We start from the raw sequence: 13,067 nt of genomic DNA, 5'->3' as shown, positions 1-13,067 counted from the left end.
ACGTCGATCCGCGGGCGAATGCCCGCGGTGCGACGTTACCTTGGCTCCTGGGGGCGTGCAATCAATTCGCCGTGATCTTGCCCACTTCGATCACTTTCTTCCAGCGGGCAAATTCCTCGGCCTGGAACTTGGTGAATTCGGCCGGCGTGTTGCCGACGACTTCAAAGCCCAGTTCCAGCAGGCGCGGTTTGACCGACGGGTCGTTCAGCGCGTCGACAATGCCGGCGCGCAGCTTGTCGCGGATGTCGGCGGGCATGCCCTTGGGACCTGCGAACGCCTGCCACGACGTCACCGTCACGCCCTTCAGGCCCAGCTCTTCCATCGTGGGCACGTCGGGCAGCAGCGGTGATCGCTTCGCGCTCGTCACCGCGATGGCGCGCAGTTTGCCCGACTGGATATGCGTGAGGCAGGTGTTGATGTTGCTGAAGCTGGCGTCGACCTGCCCGCCCAGCAGATCCACGATGGCCGGCGCGCCGCCCTTGTACGGCACGTGCGTGGCCTGCGTGCCGGTCTCCTGCCAGAACAGTTCGGCGGTCAGGTGATCCGAGGTGCCGTTGCCGGCCGACGCGAACGTCATGCGGCCCGGGTTGGACTTCAGGTAATCCAGCACGCCCTTCATGTCGCGAAGCTGCGAATTCGCGTTGACCACCAGCACGTTCGGCGCCTGCACGGCCACCGTGATGTATTCAAAATCCTTGAGTGCGTTGTAGCCCGGCTCCTTGACCAGATGCGGGCCGATCACGAAGGGACCCAGCGACGACACCAGCACCGTGTAGCCGTCGGGCGCGGCGCGCTTGGCCTGGCCCGCGCCCAGCGTGCCGCCCGCACCCGGCTTGTTCTCGATCACGAAGGTGCCCCCGAACTTGTCCTGCAGCTTGGGCGCAACCGTCCGGGCGATCAGGTCGGTTGAACCGCCCGGCGGAAACGGCACGAGCATCGTGACGGGTTTGGCGGGCCAGTTCTGCGCCTGGGCCGACGCCGAGACGGCCAGGCCAAGCGCGAGCGTGGTGAACCATTTTTTCATGCGAGTCTCCTCTGGGTTGGCGTCTGTCGCGCCGTTGGTCGTGCATGGCGTCCCGCCGCAAGACGGCGGGACCGGAAAGGGTTCAGGCCCGCTTGCCGACTTCGACCGTGTCGCGCGTCCACGCGCGCGCCTGATCGCTGAGCGAGATGCCCAGGCCCGGCCGGGTCGGCACCAGCATGCGGCCGTCGCGGATCTCGAGCCGCTCGTTGAACAGCGGTTCCAGCCAGTCGAAATGCTCGACCCACGGTTCGGTCGGATACGCGGCGGCCAGGTGCACGTGCAGTTCCATCGCGAAGTGCGGCGCCAGCATCGCGCCGGCCTGTTCCGCCTGCGACAGGATCTTCAGGAACGGCGTGATGCCGCCCACGCGCGGGGCGTCGGGCTGCACGTAATCGGCGGCGCGGTGGCGGATCAGCTCGCTGTGTTCGGCCGCGCTGGTCAGCATTTCGCCGGTGGCGATCGGCGTGTCGAACTGCGCGGCAAGCGCGGCGTGGCCTTCGTGGTCGTAGGCGTCCAGCGGCTCTTCGATCCACACCAGGTTGAACTGTTCAAAGATGCGGCACATGCGCTGCGCGGTCGGGCGGTCCCACTGCTGATTCGCGTCGACCATCAGCGGCACGTCGTCGCCCAGATGCTTGCGCACGGCTTCGACGCGGCGGATGTCCAGCTGCCGGTCGGGCTGACCGACCTTCAGCTTGATGCCGCCAATGCCGCGTTCGCGCGACGCGCTGGCGTTGACGAGCAGTTGCTCCAGCGGCGTGTGCAGGAACCCGCCCGACGTGTTGTAGCAAGCAACCGAATCGCGATAGGCGCCCAGCAGCTTGGCCAGCGGCAGGTTGGCGCGGCGGGCCTTCAAGTCGTACAGCGCCACGTCGAAGGCGGCGATGGCCTGGGTCGACAGGCCGCTGCGGCCCACGGACGCGCCGGCCCAGCACAGCTTGGTCCAGAGCCGGCCGATGTCGCTGGGGTCTTCGCCGATCAGGACGGGCGCGATTTCCTTGGCGTGGGCAAACTGCCCGGGACCGCCGGCGCGCTTGGAGTAGCTCAGGCCGATGCCTTCGTCGCCGCTTTCGGTCTGCACTTCGACAAACAGCATGGCGACTTCGGTCATGGGCTTCTGGCGGCCGGTCAGCACCTTGGCGTCGCTGATCGGGGTGGCCAGCGGCAGGTAGCACGACGAGATGCGCAACCAGGCGATACGGTCGGCGTTGGAAGTGGCGGTCATGAGAATTCTCCGGGTGTCTGGGACGGTCCTGCGAGGACGACGGTGGCGCATGGACAACGTTGTCATTTGCAGCCAAATAAAAAGCGCCGATATGCGGAGCCTGGCTGGCGGAAGGAATAAAACGTTGCAGCTGACGTTCATGATAACGTTGTCCAAAATTCGCGGCAAGCCAGCGCGCGATCCGTACAAACCCGTACTTCCCGTTCCATGAAACCCAAATCCATCACCCTGCATGACGTCGCCCGCGCGGCCGGCGTGTCGCTCATCACCGCCTCGCGCGCGCTCGGCAATCCGGGCCGCGTGTCCGAGGCCACCATCGCACGCGTCCAGCAGGCCGTTACGGAAACGGGATACATCCCCAATTTGCTGGCGGGCGGCCTGAAGTCCCGGCGCAGCCGCACCGTGGCGGCGCTGGTGCCCATCATCTCGGTCCCGCAGTTCCTGCCCACCATCGAAGCCCTGACCGCCGAACTCGACCGCGAGGGCTACCAGCTCATCCTCGGACAGATGGGCTATGACCGCGGCCGCGAAGAAGCGTTGCTCAACGCCATGGCGGGCCGGCGCGTCGACGGCGTGGTCGTTGCCGGCCTGTTGAGCGACATCCCCGCGGCGCACCGCCTGCGGGAGATCGGCATTCCGGTGGTCGAGACCTGGGACCTGACCGAACGCCCGCTCGACATGCTGGTCGGCTTTTCACATCGGCAGGTGGGCAGCGCCGTCGCCGAATTCTTCCTGTCCAAGGGATGGCGCAACGTGGGCCTGGCCACCGGCGACGACCAGCGCGCTGCGGTGCGCCGCGCGGGCTTCCTGGAAACCTTGGGCCACGACGTGCCCACGGCGGTCGTTCCGGCGCCCAGCAACGTGGCGTCGGGCCGGCGCGCGGCGGCCGAACTGTTCGACAAGTCGCCCGGCCTGCAGGCGATCTTCTGTAGCGCCGACGCGCTGGCAGAAGGCGTGCTGACCGAGGCGCGCGTGCGTGGCCTGCGCGTGCCGCAGGATCTGGCGGTCTGTGGCTTCGGCGGGGCCGACTTCGCCGCGCACCTGGCGCCGTCGCTGACCACCGTGCAGATCGACGGCGCGGACATCGGCGCCCAGGCCGCGCGCGTGCTGATGGCGCGATGCCGGGGCGAGACCCCGCCAGAGCCTGTCATTGACGTGGGATTCCGGATCGTCGAGCGCGAATCGACGGGCGCCTGTGCGGCAACGTAGCCAGACACCTAGCTGAACGCCGGCCGCCACGGGCGGTTGTCAGACCGCGCCGCCGGTAGGAAAATCCCGCCGAGCCGCGCGCGTCCGACAGCGCGCCCCCGAAGCGCCCTGCCGCCTCAGAAGGAACCGCCCGTGAAGGATGATGTTGGCCAATACCAGACTCACCCCGTCACCCTCCTCCAACCCAACCCGTCATCGGACTGGCTCTATCACTGCGCCATGAGCCTGCTCAAGCTGCCCGCGGACGATGCGATCTCGGAGCAGCTTGCCTACATGGGCGAAACCTCGGACATCGACCGCGCCTGGATGATCGAGTACCGCCCCGACATGCTGCGGCTGCGCAATACCCACGAATGGTGCCGCGGCCAGACCGAGCCCTTCGTCGCCGAACTGCAGGACGTGCCGACCACGCTGATCGCCTGGCTGCACCGGTTCATGGTCAAAGGGCAGGCGGTCGCCATCCACGACGTCAACGACCTGCCCCGCACCGCGCGCGCCATCCAGGCCGAATTCCAGCGCCAGGGCAACAAAAGCGTGCTCAGCGTGCCGGTGTGCCTTGACGGCAAGCTGCAAGGCATCATCGGTTTCGACACCACCGTCCGGCATCGGCACTGGAGCGCCGGCGAGGTCGGTGCGCTGTACCAATGCGCCAACCTGATCGGACAGGCCAAGTACGGCAGCGGCCGCACGCGCGCGCCGCTGGGCAATCCCGCCGCATCGGTCGTCTACCTGAGCATGCGCGGCGTGGTCCGGGGCGTTCAGCCGGAAGCCATCGTCGGCGTGCGCTCGGCGGGCAACTACAGCGAGATCTGGCTGGACGACGGCTCGATGGTGCTGGACTCCCGCGCGCTTGGGGTCTGGTCGACCCTCCTGCCCGAGAAGACGTTCTTTCGCGTGCACCGCACGGCGATTGCAAACGCGTTGCATGTCATGGACGTGGACCGCAGAAGCGTTGACCGATGGCAGATCCGGATGCGGGCCGTGGATGACACGTGGCCGGTGTCGCGCTCGTACCGCAAGCCGCTGCGCGAACGCATGGGGATCTGAGCCGGGGCTGCCCGGGCCAAGCCGGCCAATATGCCATTCATCACGCCGGGATGTTGTTTCGTCCTGACGCTGGTGGCTACGCACCGGGATTTTGGGATCATCGCGGCATGCGCAGGGACACCCGTTCCTCGCCCCTTCAGTGAGAACCGCATGCTGACGTCCCGCCTTCTCCCGCGCATCCCCCTTCTTGCCTTGAGCGCCGCCTGCGCACTGGGCGCAGTCCAGGCCCGGGCCGCCGACCTGGCCTTGCAGGATGCCGTGTCCATGGCCGGCATGCAGCTGTATCTGAACGGCGGTGCGCCGGGCCTGATCATCGCGGCGGTCCGCGGCAATGACGTGGTGGTCCAGGGCTATGGCGAAACCGCGCCGGGCAGCGGCGTCGAACCCGACGGCAAATCGATCTTCCGGATCGCGTCGGTGTCCAAGGTGTTTGCGGGCGACGTGCTGGCGTCGCTGGCCGCCAAGGGCAAGCTCAAGCTGACCGATCCCCTGTCGAAGTACGCGCCCGGCAATGCCAAGGTCGATGCCAACGGCCGCCCGATCACGCTGCTCGACCTGGCGACGCATTCCGCCGGCCTGCCGCGCGAACTGCCCGACCCCGACGCCAAGCCCTCCGACAATCCGTTCGCCGTCTTCGACCGGGCCTATTACTGGAAGTGGATGGGCAGCCACAAGCCCGCCTACGTGCCCGGCACCACCACGCTGTATTCCAACCTGGGCTATGGCCTGCTGGGCGACGCGCTGGCCAAGGCCGGCGGCGCGGACTATTCGACCGTGCTTGCCAACGAGGTCTTCAAGCCCGCCGGCATGACCGACGCCACCAACGTGCTGAGCGACGCACAGAAAAAGCGCCTGATGACGGGCCTCGATCCCTTCGACAAACCCGATCCCAATGCAGTGGCGCCCGACATCATGTATGCCAGCGCCGGCGTCTACGCCACGGCCGACGACATGGTGCGCTGGATGCGCTGGCATCTGGATGGCGCCAGGCAGGCCCGCGAGAACGCCCTGCTGGCGCACACGATGTGGCTGCCCTACGACGGACTCAAATCCGTCGTGGGCACGGAGGTCACGGACGCCGACGGCATGGGGCTGGGCTGGGTGGTGACGCTGCCGCGCAACGGCTCGCCGTTCCTGCTGGGCAAGAGCGGCGGCATTGGCGGCTTCATGTCGTACGTGGTGCTGTCGCCCAACCGCGACCTGGGCGTGTTCGTCGTCGCCAGCCGCGTGAATTTCGGGATGTTCAACAACATCCATGCGCAGGTGCGCGAACTGGCGGCTGAGCTGGCGCGGTGAAGCGTCTGCATCGTGCGTTGCGCCAGACCGCGGCGGCGGCGCTGCTTGCCGTGGCCGCGCACGGCGCGTCGGCGCAAGAGGCAAGAGACATTTTCAAGACCGAGATCTTTCTCACGCCCTATAGCGACCTGGCCGATGGCGACGAATCGTATCCGCGCCTGAACGGCAGGTTCCTCCTGATGACCGGCTACACCGGCTTTTTTGGTGTGCACGACGACAACGGCCAGCTTCCGCGCTCGCACTGGAGCAGTGTGCAGCCCACCGCCGAGGCCGCGCTGGTGCTGCAACTGACGCGCGAGTTTTCGATCCGCACCAAGGCCACGTTCAACTCGTCCACCAACGACACCAAGGACAACGCGTTTTCCGACCTGGGCGTGAACCTGGACAACCTGTTCGCCGCCTACACCGCCGACAACTACGCGCTGTACGGCGGCAAGATGGACCTGGGCTTTGGCGACGCCTGGCACGTCGTGGACGGCCTGTATTCGGGCTTTAACGAGAACTCGGAATTCCGCGGCTCGATCGGCGTGGGCGGACGCTACACGCTGGATACGTCGGGCCGCGGCACGCATTCCGTGGCCGCCCTGCTGTTCAAGCGCGACAACACCGCCATGAACCGCAGGTTCAGCCTGGACGGCGGCCTGCTCGGCCCCGACGAGCCGCCGCTGTTCAGCGACCAGCTCAAGTCGTTCATCCTTTCGTACGACTTCCGCGATCTACCCGGACTGGCGGGCATATCGGGCGGCGTGGACGCGGGCCGGCTGCACCTGGATCCGGACCAGGGCGAAAGTGCCAACACGGTATCGGCCCGGCTGAGCTACGACACGCCGCTGGATGACGGATGGCACCTGAACTGGTTCAACGAGGCTACCTATTCCAGCGCCTTTCGCGGCGCGCCGGTTTCCAACGGCAATGGCGTAACCTCGGTGTCGTTGTCTCGAGACCGCTGGCAGGTCACCGCGACGGCCGCCGTGCGCAAGCTGACCGGCGGCGGCCAGACGCTCGCCCGGCATGGTCTGCTGGACAGTACGGATTGGGGAGTTTCGGGCGCAGTCACCTACATCACGCCCGTGGGGTTGATCGTGCAGGCCGGGATCACGCATCAGCGCGACCAGGCCCTGCGCCTCAACCAGGGCGTCTTTCGCATCGCTTACCAAGCAGGATTCTGAGGCCAACATGCACAGCACAACCACGCGCATCACCGCAACGATCGTTCTTGCCCTGGGCGGCGTCACGTCAGCCTGGTCGCAACCCGTGCCGATCACCCCCGCCGACTACCCGCCGGCGGACGCCGTCACGATTCCGGCCGGCAGCCGCGAACGCGCCGTGCAGGACCTGCCCGGCATCATCAAGGACATCATGCAACGCAGCCAGGTGCCGGGCCTGGCCGTCGCGGTCGTTATCGACGGCAAGACCGTGCTGACGCAAGGCTTCGGCACACGCGAGGTCGGCAAGGACGCGCCGGTGGATGCCAATACCGTGTTCCAGATCGCGTCCATCTCCAAGTCGCTGTCGGCGACAGTGACCGCCATCGAGATCACGCAGCGCAAGGCCACGTGGGACGACCCCGTGTCGCGTCATCTTCCGGGCTTTGCGCTCAGCAACGCCTATGTGTCCGAGCACGCGACCGTCGGCGATTTCTTTGCGCACCGCACCGGGCTGCCGCCCACGGCCGGCGACGATCTGGAAGACCTGGGCTTTTCCCGCAACGAGGTCATCGCGCGGCTGCGCCTGCTGCCGCTCACCCCCTTCCGCACTTCATACCACTACGCCAACTTCAGCACCACGATCGGCGCAGAGGCCATCGCCAAGGTTGCGGGACGCCCGTGGGAGCAGCTGGCCGACGAACAGCTCTTCAAACCGCTGGGCATGGCATCGACCAGTTACCGCTACGCTGACTTCGAGTCGCACGGCAACCGCGCCTTGCTGCACGCCTACCAGAATGGCCGCTTCGTGCAGGCGGGCAAGCGCAACGCCGATGCGCAGGCGCCCGCGGGCGGCGTGTCTTCCACGGTGGTGGATCTGGCCCAGTGGCTGAAACTGCTGCTGGCGGATGGCCAACACCAGGGCAAGCCACTGGCCGCCCCCGGCGCGCTGCTGCCCGCCCTGTCGCCGCAGGCCTTCAGCGCCCCCGCGCCCGATCTGAATACGCGGTCCGGCTTCTATGGCTTTGGTTTCAACGTCAACACGGAAACCGGCGGACGCCCTGCCATGGGGCATTCCGGCGCCTTCCTGGTGGGCACGGGCACCACCTTCCGCATCGTGCCCTCCGCCGGCATCGGCATCGTTGTGCTGACCAATGGCGCGCCGGTCGGCGCGGCGGAAGCCGTGGTGGCCACGTTCACCGACATCGCGCTGTACGGCAAATCCACGCGCGACTGGTATGCGGCGTACAACGGCGCCATGAAGAAGCTGTTCGAACCGCAGGCGGACCTGACCGGCAAGCCCGATCCCGCCAAGCCCGCGGCGCCCAAAGCGTTGTCGCAGTACACCGGCACGTTCGACAACCCGTACTACGGCCCCGCGCGGATCGAAGAAGCGTACGGCGCGCTGACCCTGGTGCTGGGACCAAAGGACATGCGCTTTCCCGTGCGCCACTGGGACGGCGACACGTTCGCCTTTGCGCCGGCCGGCGAAGCCGAGATGCTGGCCTCGCGGGCGTCCATCGTCTTCAAGATGGCAAACGGGCAGGCACAAGGCTTTGACATCAAGTACTACGACGACAGCGGGCTGGGGCACTGGAACCGCAAATAGCGGCCGTCAGCAGATTTCCATCAGTCCCCGGTTCGGGCTACAGTGCTCGTTCCTCGGAATCCCGGAAGGATCGAGCATGGCTGACGACAGTACGCTTCTCAACGACAGCGCGGTCTACAGGACGTTGCTGGAATCGACCAAGGCGATTCCCTGGAAGATCGACTGGGCCACGATGAAATTCGCCTACATCGGCCCCCAGATCGAGGCGCTGCTGGGCTGGCGCACCGACAGCTGGGTCACCGTCGAGGACTGGGCCATGCGCATGCATCCCGAGGATCGCGAGTACGTGGTGAACTTCTGCGTCTCGCAATCCCAGGCCGGCGTCGACCACGAGGCCGACTACCGCGCGCTGACCAAGGACAACGGCTACGTGTGGATCCGCGATGTGGTTCACGTCGTGCGCACGGAAAGCGGCGAGCCCGAGGCGCTGATCGGCTTCATGTTCGATATCACCGAGCGCAAGAAGACCGAAGAGAAACTGCTCAGCCTGCAGAAGGAACTTGAGGTGCTGTCCTTCAAGGACGGCCTGACCAACATCGCCAACCGGCGGCGCTTTGACAGCAGTTTCGAGCTGGAATGGGAGCGCGCCCGCAGCGAGGGCCAGCCCTTGTCGGTACTGCTTTTCGACGTCGACTTCTTCAAGCAATACAACGACCTGTATGGCCACACCCAGGGCGACAAGTGCCTGATCGAAATCGCCGAAACGCTGAGCCTGGCGCTGGACGGTCCGCGCGATTTCGTTGCGCGCTACGGCGGTGAAGAATTCGTCGTGCTGCTGCCCGAGGCCGATGCCGAGGTCGCGCGGAAGGTCGCTGAACGCTGCCAGCGCCAATTGCAGAAAAAAGCCATCGTGCATGCGCTGTCGCCGCACGGCAGACGTATCACGGTCAGCGTCGGCGCGGGCACGGTGGTGCCGCAAGACCAGGCCACGCGCGCGGACTTCATCAAGGCCGTCGACCAGCAGTTGTATCTGGCCAAGGCCAACGGCCGCAACCGCATCGAACACGTGCAGTGGGAATCGGCCGAGCAGACGCCTGCTATCCTGCCAGGCGTTGAAGACTCCTGAACCACGCAACGCAGTGAATAGATTTGAAGACAAGGTCGTCCTGGTGACCGGCGGCAGAAGCGGCATCGGACAGGCCATCGCAAGACGCTTTCGCGATGAAGGCGCCCGGGTGTTGACCGCCCAACGCTCGGCCGACGACGAGTTCGAAGCCATCGCAGCCGATCTGTCCGATCCCGTGCGCGCCGCCGCCGTGATCGAGGAAGTCATCCGCCGGACCGGCAAGCTGGACGTGCTGGTGAACAACGCCGGCGTCATGCAGGAAGCGCTGGTCGAAGACACCTCGCTGGCCGACTGGAAGCGGACCCTGAACGTCAACCTGACCACGCCCTTCGTGCTGATCAAGGCGGCGCTGCCGTACTTGAAGACGACGCGCGGCAATATCGTCAACATCAGTTCCATCGAGGGCCTGGGCGCCAACCCCATGCATGCCGCCTACGCCACGACCAAGGCCGGCCTGCACGGCCTGACCCGCGCGGTCGCCATCGACCACGGCCAGGACGGCATCCGCTGCAACGCGGTGGCGCCGGGATGGATCGACACGGCGCTCAACGATGACTTCATCAACACGCTGCCAGACCCCGCGCGCTTCCGGGAATCGGTGCAGCGCATCCATCCGGTCAGGCGGACCGGCACGCCGGATGAGGTCGCTGGCCTGGTGGCGTGGCTGGCTTCTGACGAAGCGGCGTTCGTGACCGGACAGGTGTGGACGGTGGATGGCGGGCGGACGGCGCAGCTCAGTTTGCCTTGAGCAGGGCCCGCGCACTCGCCGCAGCCTGATACGACGCAAAGCGCTCCCCTTCAAACGGGAGCGCCTTCGGGCCGTCTAAATTGAAAATTCAAACAGGCATCCCGACATGGGCGCCTTTGCCAGAGTATCGAGCGCGACCTGATGCCTCGACGTTGTCACGATCATGCGCGCGCCGTCCGTCGCCAGGTCCGTCGGACATGGCACCGGCAAACCGACCACTCGGTCCAGCACCCCATCCCGCGTGAAACGAACCACGCTCCAGCCGTCGCAAAGCGCCGTCCAGATACCGCCATCGTCGTCCAGCGCAAGTCCGCTGAGCAGGCCCGACCCTTTTGGCATGCTGGCCAGGCGCCTCACGCCCTCATGACCCGGTTGCAGGATAAGGACCGCGCCAGATTCCGGTGAGACGGCGTAGAGTTCGCTATCCTTGGCGCCCCATCGCAACGCCTGCACGGGCTCGGCGATCGTCCACTTTGGCTCAAACTTCCCGTTGGCCAGCGTGATCACGCCGACTACGCAGCCGATGCCATCCTCTTGCTCCAAGGCAGCCCAGGCCTCGCCGGCGCGGATCCCGGGACACAATGCCAGCAACGTCCCACGCGGCCATGCCGCGCGCGGCGTAATGGAGCCGTCCGAGGTGATCTGCACCGCGCTGGTCCCGCCGGCAACGAGCATCCCCTCCGGTTCAATCAACAACCCCTTTATCGGGCTTTCCAAGCGGTAGATCAGTTCGTCGCGCGGCGGTTTGCTGGTCATATCAAGCCGCCGCACCGACGGCGCGAGCACATCGGCCCAATACAGCACCGTGCGGTCCTCGCTCCATTGCGGATGTGCGCCTTGAAAGGCCCAGGGGCCGGGAATCGCAACAGCCGCGGTCTCGTCCGCGGGCGGCTTTACCGTCTCGAGCTGTGCCCCTACCCGTCGCGCCGCCTGCGCCACTTCGGGCCCCAGCAATTCAACCCTGGCGCGCGTCAGCCGATAGGCCGGCCCCGCCACGCTGATTGCTCCGCGCACGACGCCCGCTGCGTCCACGATAGGCGCCCCCACGCAGCGCACGCCCTCCACGATTTCCTCGTCATCGATGGCATAGCCCCGGGCGGCGGTGATCTTTAGTTCCGCATTGAGGCGTCTGCGATCAGTGATGGTATGCGGCGTGAAAGATTTCAGCGTCATATCGCGGACGATTTCCTCGCGCGATGCGGCTTGCATCACGGACAGGATGGCCTTTCCCTGGCTTGTGCAATGAACCGGCTTTCGCTGTCCCAGAACCGCCGCGGATCTCACACTGTGCGCGCCATCGCACCGTTCAAGCGAAATGACCTCGAGCCCGTCCAAAGTGGCGAGATAGCAGGTCTCTCCGGTCAAGTCGCGCAGACCCCGCATCTCCAAGGCCGCTGCCGCCGCCAGATCCGGCATCGTGTAAGCCTGCCTTGCCATTTCGAAACAACGAAAACCAAGACGGTAGACCTTGCGTAGCGGATCGCGGCGCAGCATGCCGCGCGCCACCAACGTTGCGAGCAGGCGGTAGGTGGTTGTCCGGGGCAACGAAAGCTGCGTGGCCAGCTCGGTCTGGCTGAGCCCGTCCGTCGCCGCTCCCACTGCCTCCAGCATATCGATGGCCTTCTCCAGAGATCCAGTTCCATCACCAGTATTCGCCGTCATCGCATGAAGTCTCAGTATGTGGAAAAAAGCGCCGAGTTCGGCGGTTCACGCCGGCTCCCCAGCATATTAAGTTCGAGACAACTTCAATACCATTCCATGAACGGATGCCGCGCCGCGGTGGCGTAAATAATCATCCCGGCACGTCTCACCATTTGGGACAAACCGCAGCTTTCCCGCCCACTTCACACTGACAGCCAGCCATCATGAGCGTCTCCAATCCCCCTCCCCTCGCCGAAATTCCGCAGCGCGAACCGGCGCCTTACGTCCCCGACTCTGTCCTGGATCGTCTGGCCCGCGCGACCAGCGGCTCGCTGACGACCCAGCTCTATATCAAGGGTCTGCGCCAGCCCGTCCTGCATGGACTCAAACCGCTGAACAAGAAGATCAAGCCCTTTGCCGGCCGGGCCTACACCATGCGCTTCATCCCCGCGCGCGAGGATGTGGACGTCTACGGCAACCTGAAGACGTCGCCCTCCGCGGACAACCTGCAATGGGTCGGCGTCGAGCAGATCGAGCCGGGCCACGTGCTGGTCATTGACAGCAACAAGGATGGCCGCGCCGCGTCCATGGGCAACATGCTGATCACGCGCATGATGATGCGTGGCGCGCGAGGCGTCATCACGGACGGTACATTCCGCGACGGCACGGAATTGAGCCAGATGGATTTTCCGATCTGGAGCACTGGCGTCACCGCAACCACTCGGCTGAGCTATCACCACGTCGCGGACCTGCAGGTGCCGATCGGTTGTGCCGGCGTGGCGGTCTACCCTGGCGACGTGATCCACGGCGACGGCGACAACATCACCGTCATCCCCGCCCACATGGCCGAAGAGATGGCCGACCTATGTGAAAAGCGTGACGACATCGAAGCTTATCTTGCGCTGCGCGTGCAAGCCGGGGAGCCGCTGTGGGGCCTTTACCCGCCCGGCGACGCCACGCGCGCGCAGTTCAAGCAATGGGTCGCCGACGGCCGCCCCGCGATTCCGGCCGCCAAACCCGCGGGCAGCCGTTGATTCCAACTGTATTCAGGAGCATC

11 protein-coding genes are annotated in these 13,067 nt (G+C 65.9%); 8 read left to right on the top strand and 3 right to left on the bottom strand.

What is annotated here, in order from left to right; translation table 11 throughout:
• Positions 1–61: 61 nt before the first annotated feature.
• Both B2W22_RS10005 and B2W22_RS10000 read right to left on the bottom strand, forming a co-directional pair.
• Positions 62–1,024, bottom strand: a complete 963-nt coding sequence (locus B2W22_RS10005) for a Bug family tripartite tricarboxylate transporter substrate binding protein (RefSeq protein WP_175122674.1) — start codon at positions 1,022–1,024, stop codon at positions 62–64.
• Positions 1,025–1,106: 82 nt separating this feature from the next.
• Complete coding sequence (locus B2W22_RS10000) at positions 1,107–2,249, bottom strand: L-talarate/galactarate dehydratase (RefSeq protein ID WP_286937458.1); 1,143 nt, start codon at positions 2,247–2,249, stop codon at positions 1,107–1,109.
• A gap of 207 nt (positions 2,250–2,456) precedes the next feature.
• Here B2W22_RS10000 and B2W22_RS09995 point away from each other — a divergent pair, with 207 nt between their 5' ends.
• From B2W22_RS09995 to B2W22_RS09965, 7 genes are all read left to right on the top strand, one after another.
• Positions 2,457–3,458, top strand: a complete 1,002-nt coding sequence (locus B2W22_RS09995; protein WP_175122672.1) for a LacI family DNA-binding transcriptional regulator — start codon at positions 2,457–2,459, stop codon at positions 3,456–3,458.
• Positions 3,459–3,590: 132 nt separating this feature from the next.
• Positions 3,591–4,505: a GAF domain-containing DNA-binding protein gene (locus tag B2W22_RS09990; protein WP_254594189.1), complete on the top strand. Its 915-nt coding sequence runs from the start codon at positions 3,591–3,593 to the stop codon at positions 4,503–4,505.
• A 150-nt stretch (positions 4,506–4,655) separates the two neighbouring features.
• Complete coding sequence (gene ampH, locus B2W22_RS09985; protein WP_286937457.1) at positions 4,656–5,801, top strand: D-alanyl-D-alanine-carboxypeptidase/endopeptidase AmpH; 1,146 nt, start codon at positions 4,656–4,658, stop codon at positions 5,799–5,801.
• Positions 5,798–6,970: a hypothetical protein gene (locus tag B2W22_RS09980; protein WP_286937455.1), complete on the top strand. Its 1,173-nt coding sequence runs from the start codon at positions 5,798–5,800 to the stop codon at positions 6,968–6,970. The genes ampH and B2W22_RS09980 overlap by 4 nt, the downstream gene beginning before the upstream one ends.
• 7 nt (positions 6,971–6,977) lie before the next feature.
• On the top strand, positions 6,978–8,555 hold the full coding sequence (locus B2W22_RS09975; RefSeq protein ID WP_286937454.1) for a serine hydrolase: 1,578 nt from the start codon (positions 6,978–6,980) through the stop codon (positions 8,553–8,555).
• A gap of 76 nt (positions 8,556–8,631) precedes the next feature.
• On the top strand, positions 8,632–9,621 hold the full coding sequence (locus tag B2W22_RS09970; protein ID WP_175122669.1) for a sensor domain-containing diguanylate cyclase: 990 nt from the start codon (positions 8,632–8,634) through the stop codon (positions 9,619–9,621).
• A 13-nt stretch (positions 9,622–9,634) separates the two neighbouring features.
• Positions 9,635–10,369, top strand: coding sequence for an SDR family NAD(P)-dependent oxidoreductase (locus B2W22_RS09965; RefSeq protein ID WP_175122668.1), 735 nt, complete (start codon positions 9,635–9,637; stop codon positions 10,367–10,369).
• Between the two features lie 75 nt (positions 10,370–10,444).
• Here B2W22_RS09965 and B2W22_RS09960 read toward each other — a convergent pair whose 3' ends face one another.
• On the bottom strand, positions 10,445–12,031 hold the full coding sequence (locus tag B2W22_RS09960) for an IclR family transcriptional regulator domain-containing protein (protein WP_175122667.1): 1,587 nt from the start codon (positions 12,029–12,031) through the stop codon (positions 10,445–10,447).
• A gap of 203 nt (positions 12,032–12,234) precedes the next feature.
• Here B2W22_RS09960 and B2W22_RS09955 point away from each other — a divergent pair, with 203 nt between their 5' ends.
• Positions 12,235–13,044 carry a ribonuclease activity regulator RraA gene (locus B2W22_RS09955; protein WP_286937452.1) on the top strand — a complete coding sequence of 270 codons (810 nt, stop codon included), beginning with the start codon at positions 12,235–12,237 and terminating at the stop codon, positions 13,042–13,044.
• Positions 13,045–13,067: the final 23 nt, after the last annotated feature.

This window comes from Achromobacter sp. UBA4530 (assembly GCF_002388205.1).
Taxonomy (GTDB): Bacteria; Pseudomonadota; Gammaproteobacteria; order Burkholderiales; family Burkholderiaceae_B; genus Achromobacter; species Achromobacter animicus.
This window is presented reverse-complemented; position numbering and strand designations above follow the sequence as displayed.